At 54.7% G+C, this 15,971-nt stretch carries 9 protein-coding genes and 1 pseudogene; 6 read left to right on the top strand and 4 right to left on the bottom strand.

Going from position 1 to position 15,971, the window contains the following annotated elements; translation table 11 throughout:
• Window positions 1-1,067: pseudogene (locus tag BLA15945_RS28785) on the bottom strand (IS3 family transposase); the annotation flags it as partial.
• Between the two features lie 28 nt (window positions 1,068-1,095).
• A complete protein-coding gene (locus BLA15945_RS28790; protein WP_044844244.1) occupies window positions 1,096-2,316 on the bottom strand; it encodes an ISL3 family transposase in 1,221 nt (406 codons plus the stop codon).
• A gap of 1,978 nt (window positions 2,317-4,294) precedes the next feature.
• Here BLA15945_RS28790 and BLA15945_RS28795 point away from each other — a divergent pair.
• Window positions 4,295-4,819, top strand: a complete 525-nt coding sequence (locus BLA15945_RS28795; RefSeq protein ID WP_174993979.1) for a peptidylprolyl isomerase — start codon at window positions 4,295-4,297, stop codon at window positions 4,817-4,819.
• A 1,093-nt stretch (window positions 4,820-5,912) separates the two neighbouring features.
• On the opposite strand, the gene BLA15945_RS28800 is transcribed toward BLA15945_RS28795, so the two are convergent.
• Entirely contained in the window at window positions 5,913-7,025 is a 1,113-nt protein-coding gene (locus BLA15945_RS28800) for a porin (protein ID WP_174993980.1), read from the bottom strand.
• A 1,067-nt stretch (window positions 7,026-8,092) separates the two neighbouring features.
• On the opposite strand from BLA15945_RS28800, the gene BLA15945_RS28805 reads away from it, so the two are divergent.
• From BLA15945_RS28805 to BLA15945_RS28815, 4 genes are all read left to right on the top strand, one after another.
• Window positions 8,093-8,596 carry a hypothetical protein gene (locus BLA15945_RS28805; RefSeq protein WP_233464325.1) on the top strand — a complete coding sequence of 168 codons (504 nt, stop codon included), beginning with the start codon at window positions 8,093-8,095 and terminating at the stop codon, window positions 8,594-8,596.
• Between the two features lie 363 nt (window positions 8,597-8,959).
• Window positions 8,960-9,274 (top strand): DUF6968 family protein, encoded by a 315-nt coding sequence (locus tag BLA15945_RS38065; protein WP_407045120.1) that lies wholly within the window; start codon window positions 8,960-8,962, stop codon window positions 9,272-9,274.
• A 247-nt stretch (window positions 9,275-9,521) separates the two neighbouring features.
• Entirely contained in the window at window positions 9,522-9,914 is a 393-nt protein-coding gene (locus BLA15945_RS28810) for a hypothetical protein (protein WP_174993981.1), read from the top strand.
• Between the two features lie 377 nt (window positions 9,915-10,291).
• Window positions 10,292-10,759 carry an Ivy family C-type lysozyme inhibitor gene (locus BLA15945_RS28815; protein WP_174993982.1) on the top strand — a complete coding sequence of 156 codons (468 nt, stop codon included), beginning with the start codon at window positions 10,292-10,294 and terminating at the stop codon, window positions 10,757-10,759.
• A gap of 405 nt (window positions 10,760-11,164) precedes the next feature.
• Here the strand turns inward: BLA15945_RS28815 and BLA15945_RS28820 are convergent, their stop codons facing one another.
• Entirely contained in the window at window positions 11,165-11,455 is a 291-nt protein-coding gene (locus BLA15945_RS28820) for an H-NS histone family protein (protein ID WP_174993983.1), read from the bottom strand.
• A gap of 573 nt (window positions 11,456-12,028) precedes the next feature.
• On the opposite strand from BLA15945_RS28820, the gene BLA15945_RS28825 reads away from it, so the two are divergent.
• Window positions 12,029-15,004 (top strand): TrlF family AAA-like ATPase, encoded by a 2,976-nt coding sequence (locus BLA15945_RS28825; RefSeq protein ID WP_174994018.1) that lies wholly within the window; start codon window positions 12,029-12,031, stop codon window positions 15,002-15,004.
• The last annotated feature ends 967 nt before the right edge of the window (window positions 15,005-15,971 follow it).

The following is a 15,971-nucleotide window of genomic DNA, read 5'->3' on the forward strand; positions in this document are numbered from 1 at the left end:
CCCATCACTTGAAGTAACGGACATCACTTTGGACACCGGCTGCAGCTCTGTCCATGCGGCCACGAAATGACGCTTACAGAACGTCAGCGTCTCGTCGGCAATGTAGCAGGAACCGTTGTCGCTAAGCCACTCGATTTCGCTATCGGTTTTCAGCGCTCCCTGGAAGCGGTTCTCGACGGCCTGAAGCATCACGTCACGCACCATATCGCCGGTGTAGCCCCCGGTGCTTGCCGCCCAACTCATGGCCTCGCGGTCGCAGCAGTCCAATGCAAAGACGACGCGCAATGGCGAGCCGTCATCACAACGGAATTCGAAGCCGTCCGAGCACCAGCGCGCATTGCTTCGCTCCACCGCGACTCTGCCGTCGTGCCGGCGTGTGGATTCAGGATGTCGAGGGCGGCGCTCGAGCAGCAGACCGTGCGTGCGCATGACCCGATAAACCCGCTTTGCATTTACGCGAGGTTGGGCCTGCGCATCCCTGTTTCGCCGCAACAGCGCCCACACACGCCGGTAACCGTAGGTGGGAAGCTCGGCGACCAGTCCCCGAAGTTCGTTGACCAGTGGCATGTCGTCCAGAACCGGCATCCTGCGCTGGTCGACCCACTCAGCGGGGCGCTTCGATTTGACCGCAAGATTAGAGCGCGACACACCCAGGACTTCACAGACCGTCTTCAACGGTCGTCCCCTGGCAGCAATGGTGAGCGCGCAATCAATTTTTTTGCCCGGCCGTACTCCACTGCTTCGCGAAGTATTTCTACTTCCATCGTCTTCTTGCCCAGCAGCCGCTGGAGTTCGCGAATCTGCTTCATCGCTTCGACAAGGTCGGAGGCTGGCACCACCTGTTCTCCGGCACTCACGGCTGACAGGCTTCCATCCTGATACAGCTTGCGCCAGGCAAACACCTGGTTCGCATTCACCTGATGGCGACGGGCCACCCCGGAAACGCTCGCTCCGGGTTCGAAGGTCTCGCGCACTATCGCAAGCTTCTCATCGACAGAGCGGCGCCGGCGCTGTTCCGGCTGGGTCAGAACCTCGATGGGTTCTACATTGGAGCTAGGCTTAAACATAGGCGGAAGACTACCTTAAATTTTAGGTTCATCGAGGATTACCGGGGAACGCGGCGCGAATCTTAAGGAAGAAGTATTCGTCGTCGCGGTACCCGTAAGCTCGACGCTTGATGACCTTGATGGTGTTGTTGATGCCTTCAACGATGCTGGTATTGAGCGGATGGCGGCAGCGAGTCACGATGCCGTGCCAGTAGCCCTGCAGACGCTCGGCGAACTTTTGCAGGGCCGCGATCCCACTTTGCTGAGCCTGCTCGAACCATTGTTCCCAAGCCTTTTGAGCCCAGGCCGGCTTTCGGTAGAACCAGAGCCGCTTGAGCTCGTCGCGTAACACGTAGACGCATAACAGCGCCTGATTGGCCGCCAGCAATTCCTTCAGGTGCACGGCCTGATCCGGCTTGAGGTTGTGGCGGTTGCGCAGCAACAGCCAGCGGCTGGACTTCAGAACCTTGCGGGCTGGCTTGTCATGTCGGAGTTGATTGGCCTGATCGACCCGCACCCGATCGATCACTTCGCGGCCGTACTTGGCCACCACGTGGTACAGGTCGAAGACGATTTCCGCCTGCGGACACTGTTCCCTGATTTCGAGTTCATAGGCCGTGGTCATGTCGATCGCGACCGCTTCGATACGCTTGGCCGCGCCTTCGGGAAGCTGTTCGAAGAAGGCCCGGGCCGTCTCACGCGAGCGTCCCGGTCCGATCCAGAGTACTTGCCGGCTGATCGGGTCGACCACCACCGTGGCGTAGCGATGACCTTTATGCAGCGCGAACTCGTCCATCGCCAGATAGCGGATCGTTGACCAATCGGGCTCGCTCACGCGCGCCCGCAGGCGCATCTTGTCGATCGATTTGACCGTGTGCCAGCCCAGATCGTAGAAGGCCGCCACCGCCTGTACGCTGGCCGCTTGCAGCAGTTTCTCGCAAGCCTTGGCGAAGCGCTCCGTCACTCGCTGGTAACGGCCCAACCACGCCAGCTTCTCCAGTCGCGGGCCGCCGCAGCGTTCGCACCAGACCCGGCGACGAGGCACATGCAACACCACCCGGTATTCGAATAGCGGCAAGTCACGCACCCGACGAACCGTCGTCTCGTGGATCTGCTGGCAACGTGCCCCACACTGCTCGCAGTACATGATCTTGCTGACCGGCTTCAAATACAGCGACAGCGTGCGGCCTTCGCCTTCCGGCCATTCCACACGCTCCAGTCGGTAACCCGTCCAGCAGCCCAGTGCCTGAAGTGCCTTGCGATCGAGCAATTGCATCTCCTGACGTCCTTAAAGTCAGGCGTCAGGTTACGCAATCGCTCTCAAACCCTCCACGGTTTCCTGCGATGAATCAAATTTTAAGCGTTACCTCGTGTCCGGTTTTCGACGGGGCCAATCCACAGGAAGATGGTCAGACGACAAGTTTGGCTTCTTCAATACCACCCGTAACGAAGATCTCTTGACCCCGTGCAAAAACTTTTTCCTGCTTTCTACAAGGCAGCAATGCTCGAGGTCAACGACAGTAGCTGCACCAAAGACGATCCGCTCCAGTATGTTCAGTGTGTCTATATCGTCGGTCGCGCTGCCAAGAAATGTAAATGCGGTTGCGTACGTCAAGCTACGCCCTGCAACAACTAACGGTTGCGTTGCTCGTTCATAAGGCGTCGTGCATACCCACGCTTCAATCACTGTGCCCAGCGTTCCAGGATGCAACGCTGGGCGCGTTTTTACTATTGCGGCGAGCTGCAGTAGTTCTTCTTTCGTCGGGGTGCATGGCTTGTGTTCGATTGTTGGTCCTGGGCCCAGAATATTCGGAATCGGTCTCGCTTGAACGTCTACTGGTCTCGGCTTGGAGGGGGCGGGATTGAGTGAGGATTCCGTGGAGGGAGCCTCATTCGGACAGCCGGTGACGTGCTTGTCCGGCGCGTAGAAATATGTGTTGATTCTCTGCTTTGGGTACACCTTGGCGAGGCAGGATTCGTACGGACAATAGCAGGCAAGCTCAAAGGTCGTTCTCACCGAGTATGCGTATTCTGCGGTAACTTTCGATTCGAGTTGCCAGCACATGGCTTCGGTCATCAATTCATCGCGCAATGTATCACCCTCAATGGATCTAGAATCAGTTAGCGAAGTGCCTTGATCGGGCTGTCAGCTTTCCCATACGCAATGAAGTTGTTGCAAACCGCCTCGCGATGCGGTCCAATTGCAAATCGCCGCTACTAAATCGTCTGCAGTCGGCTGAGGAGCAAGCGCACTCATCGTCCAAGTGCGATGACGTGGGTGGGAATCGATCTGGAACGGCAACCAGGTTCGATCAGAACGGACTTCGATAGTGTAAGTACTCGTTGCCGTGGTGAGGCGCCAGACGGAGATAACGTCAGTCGAAGGGTGCTCAGGGTTGGGACGCGCAGGAGTGAGCATGGCCAAATAGATGTCGTGGACGATGAGGGATTGCGCTGTTAGGGCAGGCTATCACATGAGACGGGAAGTTTGCCTACATACGAGTCCGATGCAGAGACTTCGCTGCAATCGGAAGAAGAATCAGCAAAAAAATACATGGATTGACGGGCACTATCGCATAGGTGACGTTGCGAGCTTGCTTTGATATTGAGGTGACGTGACGGCTTGTGTCATTAATCTTTAAGAGATTTAAATGACTTTAATTTTTTATTAAATCAATAAAATTAAAAAATTGTCATTGGCGTTGCCTGCCTGAGAAAAATGAATGACGATGAAGTCGTCTTGCAATTCTTGGCCTACCTATGCGCACGAGCATTGGTCCGGTGTGATCGACACGGCCTGCGAAGAGGGCGGTATCAAAATTGACACGCCGTTCTGCTGTCTTCCAGTTAGTCACTAGTAGCGGTCGCCAGATCTTTGTCATTGCGCGGTAGGCCGCGTGACTATGGGAACATTATTTAAGTTGTGGCTAGTGATGATCGTGCTGCTGCTGTTGATTCTATGGCTTGCGCGTGGTTCGGTTGCGCAGATACCCGCTGTCGTCGGCGCGAATCCTGCCCAGAGTTCTAGTCGGCTGTTTGTTGATCGGCAACGCAAAGAATACGCCGATGTTAGATCAGGTATTCGGCGGAATTGACCGCGTCTTCCACCCTGGAACCCATGCACACCGTTCCCCTAGCCACGTCGATTGATAGGAACTACTGGCTGCATATACCCGTTCGTTCTTAACAGCAGGTGCTTCGCGTGGTAGTGGGTCGCTGCGCTCTTTATATATGAAGTGTGAGCAGAGATGAAAAACGAAGTTTTGGATCGCATGCTGGTCGTTACTGCATGGGCATGGCAACTGATTCTACCTATACCAGTCGAGGCGCAAACTACTTCATTGCCTGCAGGCGTAGTTGCGATGGTCAACGGCACGTCGATTACGCAGGGGGAGGTCGATGCAATGTTAAGGGCCTCGCATCAATACAGTCAGGCGCCGACAGCATCCGTCGGCGGTGAGCTTTCGTGGGTGAGTTTTAAGACACCGGTACAGGAAGGCAAGACGCACGGGTTTCCAGTCGCTGTTGCGCAGGCGATTACTCGTCTGCCGGTTGGCGGAGTGACATCAGAGTCGATTCCACTGAGCAATGACGCTAACGGGCCGCGAGCGATCGTGAAGGTCGATGCGAGACGACCGACTCAGATGCAGACGTTCGAGGCGGCCAAGCCGACGATTCGGCAGGAACTGGAAGCGTTAGAAACAGAGAAGGCAACGGCGAGTTTTGTCGATGGACTGATGAAAGGGGCAAGCATTGACACGGGGCCAATGTAAGTCGACTGGTGCGGTGCAGCGCGAGGCTATGTTGGTGAAGTTGCAGCAATGCGTTGCTGATCTCGGTTGGTGTTGTTTGTCCAGCACGTGGATCGATACGAACGCGCGCTACGAGTTTATCTGCGCGCGTGGCCACGTTTTTGAGCGAACCGCGGCCACCTTACTTTACCGAAGCGGCGGGGCGCCGGTGTGTGCCCGGTGCGAAGACGAAGGTCTTCGGGATCGATGGATGGACAAGCTAGCCGAGAGGGGCGGGACGCTTTTGAATGGCCCGTTCACTGGACTGATGAGGCGTTACCGAATTCGTTGTGCTGCAGGACACGAATGGGATGTACAAGGACGGAAGATTAGCGAAGGTCGTTGGTGTCCAGACTGTGCTCGAACTGAATCTAAGCATCGCGGTTGGCATGCTGACAGCCTGACGCAACTGCAGGCCGCGGCGCAAGCGAAGGACGGAAGATGTCTGCCAACCGAATATACGGCGCGTGGCCGTAAATACAAGTTTGAATGTGCACAGGGCCATCGATGGGAGGCCAAGGCATCTGACATTCTTCGGGGTACATGGTGTAGTCGTTGTGCGAAGCTGATCTCTGCTGGGCAAGTGGATCCCAATGGATTGGTCCGCTTGGAGGCGGCAGCTCGCAGGCGAGGCGGAGTCTGTTTGGCGACTGCGTATCATGGCGCAGGTGAAAAGTACCCTTTCCGTTGTGCAGCTGGTCACGAGTGGCTGGCTATAGCGAGCCAGGTGTGGCTTGGGCATTGGTGCCGGCAATGCGCGAACCTCAAACGGCGCCATACAATCGAGGATATGCGGAACCTAGCGGCTATGCGCGGCGGATTATGTCTTTCGAGTGAATATCGCGGCAGGCGGGTTAAACTGATGTGGCAATGCCATCGCGGACACACTTGGGAAACACGTCCGGTGAATATCAGTGCTGGGAAATGGTGTCCGCAGTGCGCGATCCTCGGCCGCGTCCGTGTAAAGAACAACTCAAGCTAGCCACTTGCCTCTTGATGGCAACGTCGATGGAATTAATCGACCACGAAAAAAGGCACCCGAAGGTGCCTCGACGGTGTTGCTTGACCGTCGCTCTTAGAAGCGATGACGCAGACCGACCGTTGCGGCGGTCTGGTTGATTGACGAGCTCGGCGGTGTGCTCAGATCGCCATTGTAGATCGATGCACCGATGCCATTTTTCGCAGCGCGCTGATAGACCGCCTGTGCGTACACATCCGTGCGCTTCGACAGTGCGTAGTCGCTTTGCAAGCCGAACTGGTTCCAGTGTGTGCTGTGGCCGTTCTGCTTCCCACTCGTGTACGTATACGCGGCGCCAAGACCCAGAGCCGGCGTCAGGTTGTACTTTGCGTTGACTTCGTAGTTGTCGGCGCGCAGGGTACCGGCGCCATTCGTCTGATTATCAATACGCGATTGCGTCCATGCAGCGCCGACCTGTGCCGGGCCGAATGCGTACGCGGCAGCAGCACCATACGTTCGGGTGCGGCCCTGGATGCCGTATGTGATGCCGCGCGAATCAACGTACGGATTCACCGCACCTGACGTGCTCAGGCCCGCATTGTTCGCTTGCGAGTATGCCGCACCCAGCCTGAGGCCTTGGTACTGATACGAAACACCACCGCTATACGCACGGTTGTTGCCAAAGTTGGTGCTGTTCGAGAAAGAATACGTGCCGCCGAACTGCAGGCCCTCGTAGTTTGCGCTCGCGAACTTCACGGTGTTGTTCATCGCGACGTCGCCACCGTTGTTCAGGCGGTCGTTGTTCAGCGGGTGTGCGAAGTACCCACCGCCCCAACTGCCCGTTGCCGTTAGCGGCGCCAGATAGTCTTGAACGGAGTCGTACTGCTTACCCAGCGTAACTGTGCCGTACTGGCTCGACAAACCGACAAATGCCTGGCGGTTGAACATGCCGCTGTTATTCGTGAAGCTGCCGTTTCCGATGTTGAAGCCACTCTCCAACGTGAAGATCGCCCTCAGGCCGCCCCCGAGATCTTCCGACCCGCGCAGACCAAAACGGCTCTGGTCGATACCTGAACCCATCGCCCACCGCGACTTGCCGGCGATGTTGCTTTGGTAAGTAATACCTGCGTCAACCAGGCCATAGAGTGTGACGCTGCTTTGTGCGTGAGCGACGGTTGCGAATGATGCCGCAACAGATGCGACTGCTGCCACGATCAGTGTCTTTTTCATGCGTGGAAATCCTTTCATAAAGATGCAAGCCTTGCGACCTGGTTTCATCGATGGTCTCAACCATATGGAGCGCTAACAATCATCCCGAGTGTGTCCGGATGGATGCCCTCTTGGGAGATATGAGTTTATGAGGGAGTGCGAAGCGATACTTTTCGGAAATGGAAATTATGTATTTCTGATTTAGAAATAGATGGTTCGGGTGTGCTTGGTAAGTGATTGTAATTATTGTTTTTTTTGAATTTGTGACGCCCTTTGCGTGGGCGAGATTGCGTCACGATACATTCATATCCACGGCCGGTAAGTGGTATGAATACGACGATTTTGTGATGTTGAGTTATGGGGTTGGATTTTCCATTGATGAATGAGTGCATGAGCGGTTCTTAAGTATCGGACGTTTTGTCTCTATCAATGCTTTTATTTGTCTCATTTGTGCTGGGTACTGAGCTTGGATGGATTCTTTGCGAGATGATCCAATGTGCTGATATCTTGCGTGCGCCTCTTTTTTATCCGGAGGCTAATTTATGAGAGAGGTAGAGGTCGACTCCTCATGGCGTTCAATCATGAGAGAAATTATGGAATTGCAAGGAAATTGGTAGGGAATTCGTCGAAATGTATAGTCGAGAAAGAGACACGTGCTAGCTGGGCCACGTGCCAGGTGCTTGCACATTTCTGTGCTGCGACGGATCGTATCGCCGGTGGGTGTAGCGAACTTGGGGCATTTGGGATCCTCGACTGAGGCCGCGAGGCGGCTCGACGGGAAGCTCGTGATCTTCCCGAGCTTTATGGTCGCCGGGCGAAAGGTGTCGGTGTAGTCGCTCGTAAGGAGATCGTCACTGCGACTGATCGCACATGACTAAATGGTGTGTGATTAAAAAATTTATAAGTGGCCTAACTCAGGTTTTGCATCCTCTTGGACCTGAGTTTTTACGCAGCAGCAAGTGTTGCTGCATCTTTTTATATAGAGAGAACTCCATTATTTGGTGGAGGCGAGTTACGGACTGATGCGGCAGTATCTTAGGAGGACGGGATTTGAATCCCGTATGTACATGTCTCGAAATCCACGAAGAATGAAGCGCAAGCCGCTAACCCGTAAGGAACTTCTTCCGATGCCTGCTGAGAAGGTTCGAGGTCTGTCGCTGGAAGGGCATATTGCACTATCAGTTTTACGAAGTGGGAGAGGAAATGTCGTACTGATTGGGCATCTTGCGAAAGTCAACTATCTCTCGTATCTCATGCGTGATGTGACGTCTGTAGGAGCTGATATTGAGCAGTTCCGTGTGGCCGAAGTACTTATAGAGAATTGCATCATACACGCGGTACGTAATGAACGATGGGCGTTGAGAGAGGAGGAGTATTCAATCATCGAGCAAGTCCTCCTACTGTTCGACATGCAACTGGCTGTCGCGCCGGCTTATCGATATGCCGACGCGTGGCGAAAGCTCATGTACGTTGTGGTGAAAAACGGTCGAACTCCAATCGAAGGATCCCGTATTCGGTCAACACCAGACGAGATTCACGCGGTCGACGTCATGGTCCGGGATGCGACTGCCCTGCGTATCGTCGCCGCGTGACTTGTCGAGTTCGTCAGTCGCAGCCGAAAATGGACAGGAGAATTGACGATCTGAATCATTCGGAATGGACGTGTTCCTCGACATCGACTCATTTTGTCACGATGGTTGCGCAGCGCCGTGGATCAGCTGAACCTGTCATTGTCATATTGTCGAACCCGAGAGCATTGCATGTGATATCTCAGGTGATTTTATTTGCGGCGTTGAGTCAGCGATGAGAGCAAAAGTACAACGAAGGCTTGTGAATGTCACCATGTTGGCGGCACGGTGCGCTGGCACTGAGTGGATGTGGGTTATTCGGTTGCGGTGGAGCGGCGAGTAACGATGGAGGATTGGGCGGATGTCACGTCGATACGCAGTCTTAAGATGGCACGCGGAGTCACCGATTCCGGAAACTCGCGTGTTTTTGTAGAGCGCATCTACGATCTGGACGCGGAGTGGACCGTTCGGGTCCGACTTCATGTTCCCGAGGTGGTATCCGTTCGTGATTGGCGCTGCACTCTTGAAGTCATGTGGCCACATCGTACTGTTCGTCGGGAAGTGTGGGGGATTGATGGTCTGCAGTCGATGTTGTTTGCCATACAGGCCGCGCGTACGGAATTGCTATCGTCTGAATCAACTGGCGTGATTCGCTGGTTTGGCAATGATGACTTGGGTTTACCGAAACAAAGTATCGTTTAAGTAGGTAGCCTTGAAGGGTTGCGTTGACGTCTATTCGGTATGGAGAGGAATTGCAATTATGCAAGAACAGTAAGCGATCGAAAATGATATTTTAGATGATGAAAAATTGATTCGATGATCGTCGCTTACCAAAAAGGAAGCGTGTAGTGGTGATTTAAGGTTCAGTCAAAATTTCAGCGGGCGCGCTGCTTTCCTTTGGTCTAGCATCGGATAGAAATCGCCACAATCAACGTATTCGCTCTTCAACATGGCTCCGTCGGGTAAAGCAGAACGCGTACGTAAGCGTATCCTTAAAGTTATGGCTGACAAGAGCGATTGGACAATTCCGGAGCTTGCCTCCGAACTTGAATTGTCGATCGCGCAAGTCAGGTCAGCAGTTCGAGTGCTGATCGACGCCCATCAGATCTATCAAAGTAGCCGCATTGAATCGCTTCACAAGAACACCTATCGGATTGTGCTCCTCGATGATGTTGTAGTTGATGTACGATTTGTGGAGTTGACGCATGACAATAAATCGGAGCGCCGAGTGAAAATAGATCGACGTTGTCGTTGCGAAACTACAGCGCCGTCGGTGGATCATGATGAGGCTTTGAGTGATGCGATCTTTGCCATGGTTCGTGCGTCGAGGAAGTCATCTTGAGTAAGATGAGGCCGCACGATCGCGCATGAGGAGGCCAAGTGCGTGGCAAGCGAGTGTGTGCCGCAAGCCTGTGTAGACCATAAAAGTTCATTCTGGGGACGCGTTGGATGTCACCTACCATTTACGAGGCGTATCCCTACAGGGCGGATATTTTTTGACCGATGTGTGAATGACCTGCAGCGGGATTTTGTAGCCATATAGAGCCGTGTTCGCTCATTATTCTTTAATGATGCCGCATGGAGGTCCAAGAGGCAATGGCACAGAACGCCTGCCGACTACTGATCTAATATGGAGGCATATCGTCGACTTGCTCACGAAACTTACCGACTCGTTTCGAGACTAATGGGATTTTTGTACATTGGATAGGAGAAGGATACATGTATATCAGAATGCCTTTTGCTGCCGCTGCATTGTTCGTTGCCCAAGCCGTATGGGCTGGCAGTCCCGCGACAACGGAGACGTGGACAATGAGCGCAATCGCGGGTAATCGCGCCGCGAGCGCAGCATTCGATGCGATGAAGAAAGGACATCAGTTGCCGGCGTGGGTGGTGCGCGGTGGAACCGAGTCGCCATCGATCACCGTGTCGTTCGGAGGACACGATGTCTACGTGATGACCGCCTGCAAGCCGCACGACTGTAGCTCAGAGAGCATCGCAGTGTTATACGATCCGCAGAAGAACGAAATGTACGGCGTGCTGTCTACCGTCAGCCCGAAGAAGGGAACTGAGCGACTGACGTGGCTGAACATTGGCGGCGGTGATGAATCGATTGATGGCCGGACTATCCTCTATGCTGCGCTGACAGGTAGCCTCGCAAACCATCCTGGCGCGTTCAACTACAAATAAAGCATTTCCTGCAGCCGCGTATTTCGTGGCGACTTGGCACACGAAGCAATGCGTGTGCGGCAACCGGGGCACGCGAGTTGGTTATCGGGTCCTCGGTTTTTGTTTAGTCCGTGATTATTCCACCCACCACAATTGGCAGGGGCGATCCAGGACCGCTTACACAACGGGCACACGGATGCTCGCGGACGTGATGTGGACGTATTTTGGTCCATGCAGATTTGGCAGCAGTCAATGCTTCAGCTTGCGAGCGCGGCTGAGCAACTGTTAAGGTGTCGCGAGTTGTCGAGCGACGCCGCTTTCCGATGCTGATTGGTGGGATTGCGGCGCGGTAACCGGACGTAAGGCATGTGTCGATTGCGTTCGACGCGTGCAGCAATCGAACGACCGAGTTGCGGCCGCGTGTAGTTACTCCTGGATCAGGAATCGATCACGATTCTTGGCATCCTTGATCCACGCCGGCGCGCGTCCTCGACCCGACCAAGTCGCACCCGTCTTCGGATCGCGATACTTCGCTTCGGACGTGGCCCCCGCCACGCGGCCCCGCTGCTTGCCGAAGATATCCTTTTCGGTAATCCCATATTCCGCCACTTTGACACGGATGTCGGCGATAACGGTCTGAAGTTCGGCGATGCGCGCAGCTTCGGCTTGCTCTGCGAGAGCATCCATCTTGGCCTTCAATTCTTTGTAGGTTGCCATAATTTCCTCCTAGTGATGTTATGCACATGATAGCGCTTTTCGGCTGTCAGGAACGGCTGCAATGTGCTCGCGGAAAGTCCCGATGGCCGACGCGCGGAAGTGAGGCAGTAGCGAATTGCCGCCGGGCTATCCTCGTCTTGTGGAACTAGCCATGTTTTCAAGGATGTGGCTGGCGTAGGGGCTATGCATCGAATTGATACGCGCGGTGTTGCTGGTTTTGGGAAGCATTTCGTTGGGAATGCGTGAGCTTGCTGCCGCCGATGTTGAGATCATTGTAGCGGGACAGATTATGCGACGGGTTACCTAGAGAGGACGTCGAATTCGCGTGATGCTGATAATCTAAGATTCCGTAGAGAGAGTCAATGCAATCGCAAGCTTTCGAAATGATAGTGTTGATAATTCGCGATGGATGGTGAGTGGGTAGGCCATAAATACTAGTAACTTACCCGAATTGGTTCGGTACATTATTTTTTGTCGATCTCTTTCGATCGTGCGGTACATTATAAAATTCGCCGAGACCCGGTCGAATGAAAACTTATGCGATCGGTTAGGAACATGGATCTGGGGAAACCAATGACAGATAAATTTGATGCACGGAACGCTCGGGGATCGGTGTGGCATCGATGGGATCCGCACGTTCACGCGCCAGGCACTGCACTGAACGATCAGTATAGTGGCAACGCACCGTGGGAAGATTTCCTCAAAGCAGTTGAGGCGACGTCTCCGCCGCTGTGTGCGCTAGGTATCACCGACTATTTTGGTGTTGATGGCTATGTACAGGCGCTAGAATTCAGGAAGCAGGGACGCCTTTCGAACGTCGATTTTGTCTTTCCCAACGTCGAGCTGCGCCTGAGTATCGAGACATCAAAGGCATCTGCGATCAACCTACACCTGCTTTTCAACCCAGGCGATGCGGATCACGTTGACCGCATTCATCGTTTCCTACGTGAACTGCAATTTTCATACCAAGGCGAAACGTATCGTTGTGAGCGCACGGATCTCATCCGTCTCGGTCGTACGTATAACCCGAGGCTCACGGATGATGACTCGGCTCGCGCAGAGGGCGCAAATCAATTCAAGGTTACGCTGGATCATCTGAAAGAAGCGGTTCACAAGTCGGAATGGGCTCGGAGAAACGTTTTATTTGCTGTCGCCGGCGGCGAAAAGGATGGGACTTCAGGATTGCGCGACATATCTGCTTCTTTTGCTGCGCTGCGCAAGGAAATCGAACGTACCGTCCACATTATTTTCAGCGGCAATCCGAAGCAGGTTAGCTTTTGGCTGGGCAAGGAGGCGCTATCCGTTGAGGAACTGCAGCAGCAGTACGGTGGACCAAAACCTTGCTTGCACGGCTCTGACGCACATTCTGCAAATAAGGTGGGGGTGCCAGATATCAAGCGTCTATGTTGGATAAAAGGCGATCTGAATTTCGAGACGTTACGGCAGGTGTGCATCGAGCCCGGTGAGCGCGTGTTTATCGGTGAAGAGCCGCCGAAAGGCGCGCTCAGTGGATCGACGATCGAGTCGATATCGGTTTCGGACGCAACGTGGCTATCGAGAAGCAACATTGAACTCAACACGGGCCTCGTGGCAATCATCGGTGCCCGCGGATCCGGAAAGACCGCTTTGGCTGACCTTATCGCGGCCGCTGGCTATTCGTTGCCGCCATGGACCAACGAAAAATCGTTCCTCTCTCGGGCAAGACCGTTTCTGGGCGGCAGTGAAGCTCGTCTGTACTGGGCATCTGGCGAGCAAACGCATAGCCCTCTAACCACGGCAGACCCAGGGGACGTATTCGATCGCCCGCATGTGCAATACATGTCCCAGCAATTCGTTGATCTGCTGTGCTCTGCGGAAGGGCCGAACGACGAGCTGGTCGACGAAATCGAGAGGGTTATTTTTAATGCCCACCCGTATCAGGATAGATTCGGTGCTGACACATTCGAAGAACTTCTGAATATTCGGCTCGAAGCGTCACGCGACAAGCGAAGTCGCAGTCAACAGTATCTTGAGAGGGCGTCTGTCGATCTCACGGAGGAGCGTGTCAGAAAGGATGGTTTGAAGGTATTGGAGAAAGACCGAGATGAGAGGCAGGCGGCTATCGAAAAGGACAAGAAGAATCGAAACTCGTTGGTTGGCAAAGGCGATGAGGCCCGCGCCCGGCGACTTGAGCAGCTCTCAGAGGCTGTCGATCGCAAACGTCAGAGCGTGGATCTCGCGAATCGCAAGCTCCGCGCACTGCAACTCCTGCAGCAGGACGTTGTGGACTTTAGGGCCCGCGAAGCGGTCGAGCATCTGGAGGCTCTCAAACAGAGAAGGGAAGAAAGTGCGCTGACACAGCAAGACTGGGATCAATTCAAGCTCGTCTTCGCCGGCGATGTCGATGCGCTCCTTGAGACCCGGGTTGCCGAGGCCAAGCGTGGTTTGGTTGCGCTCCAGGGTGTACAGGGGGAGCTCGATCCCAACGCCGATCCGACCATCCCACTAATTGCAGGCGATGCCGTACTTGGGAATCAGACGCTGGCACTACTTGAGCGCGAATTTGGTCGATTGCAGGCTTTGGTTGGAATCGACATCCAGAATGCCAAGCGATATACCACGCTGTCCGAAAAAATTTCCAAGGCCGAATCTGCATGGAAGAAGGTTCTGCAGCAGATAGAGCGTGCAAAGGCGGCCGACGCCAAGATAAAGGAGCTGATCGACGCACGGCGTAAGGCTTACGCGGAGGTCTTCGCTGCAATTGTGGAGGAGGAAACCGAGCTTTCATCCCTATATGCACCGATCAAGGAGCGAATCGAGCAGTCCGCCGGATCGCTATCAAAGCTGTCTTTCTCTATTCGGCGGGCTATCAATCTTGGCGATTGGGCCGCTCGCGGCGAGGGCTTGCTGGATCTGCGCAAGAGCGGTCCTTTCCGTGGCCGCGGCGAACTGCTGAAGCGCGCCAAGGAAAAACTGCTCGGGGCCTGGTCGACAGGTGACGCGGCGACCGCTGCGGCGACCCTGTTCGAGTTTGTCAAAGCGAATGAGGCTGATCTTCGGACGCATATCCCGGATGGCGAGGATTTTCGTTCCTGGGCGCGAAATGTATCAGACTGGCTCTACAGTACCGATCACATTTCCGTTGGCTACGGGCTACAGTATGACGGCGTGGACATTGAGCAACTCTCACCGGGTACTCGAGGGATTGTGCTCCTGTTGTTATACCTCGCTATCGACGCGGAAGACGATCGTCCGCTCATTATTGACCAGCCCGAAGAGAATCTTGATCCGCAGTCCATTTTTCAGGAGTTGGTCGACTGCTTTCGGGAGGCCAAAAAGCGTCGGCAAATTATTATCGTTACGCACAATGCCAATCTGGTAGTGAATACCGATGCGGAGCAGGTGATTGTGGCGACATGCGGACCGCATCGTCCGTCGCAACTCCCGGAAATATCGTACGACAGCGGTAGCTTGGAAAACCCGCGGATCCGAAAGCACGTTTGTGACATTCTGGAGGGCGGTGAACGAGCCTTTAAGGAGCGGGCCAAGCGCTTGCGCGTTACGATCTAGCTGTAGTCGATAGCGCCTAGCAGGGCGCGTGGCGCGTTCTCGGCCGTCTATGCTTTAGCCTTTGGTGTCGGAGAAACCACAACATTCTGTGCGGTAAATCTTCGCAACTTGAATCGGGAGACTGAGCGTTTATGTCCTGGGAACACGATCACTATAAGGCGACCTGTGATGCCTGCGGGCACGAAGGTGTCTGTATCAAGTCTTCTGACGATTGGGGACGTTCGGCAACGCGGTTTGAAGGGTTCGAGAACGTAGCACCTGATTCTTATGCTGTCGGACGCAAGCGCGTCGGCGCAGACGACATGCGTCCGAAATGTCCGGAGTGCGGAGGAGCATCGATTACCGTCGGCACCTTCTTCAAGAGCACGTGATTCAGATCAAGCAATAGAAGGAAAAGCGATGAGCAAAAGGCCCCGCGTATTTCGCAGCACAGAAAGTCTGGCCGAGGAGGCGGTGACGCGAGACGCTGTCGGACCGTTCCTCGCGGCGCGGGGGTATCAGGTCCTGCATGACGAGCGCAAACAGACCGGAACTGCAGTCTCGCAGTTCGTTCGTGTGCGCGCTCCAGACGGCCTAACGCTGCAAATGCGCGTCCGGTTGTGCTGGCGGTGGTCAACGCTCTCCAGCCTGATGTCGTCGTTGGCCGCCTTGTAGCTGCGCAGTTTGTCCGTCACAATCACGCGCCGCCCCGCTACCGCTGAGGAGCTTGCACATCAGGCGTCTGGCCGCTGTCTTGTCGCGCCAATCCAGATGTAGCGAATGTTTTACGAATCCCGGCCAACCCTCGAATTGCGTTTTCATCTGTGGGCTGCCGTTTCCAGCCGTCGTCGGCTCCGCCACCGCGAAAGTCGCGATCTTGCCGAGCGCGCACACAAAATCCGTATTGTTCTGGAGGTCTGTAAATCGTAAGCACTCGACATGTACCGTCTGTTCATGAGGGCGCGGCACAGGCAATCTGATTCCCATC

Origin of the sequence: Burkholderia arboris (genome assembly GCF_902499125.1) — a bacterium.
GTDB classification, from domain to species: domain Bacteria; phylum Pseudomonadota; class Gammaproteobacteria; order Burkholderiales; family Burkholderiaceae; genus Burkholderia; species Burkholderia arboris.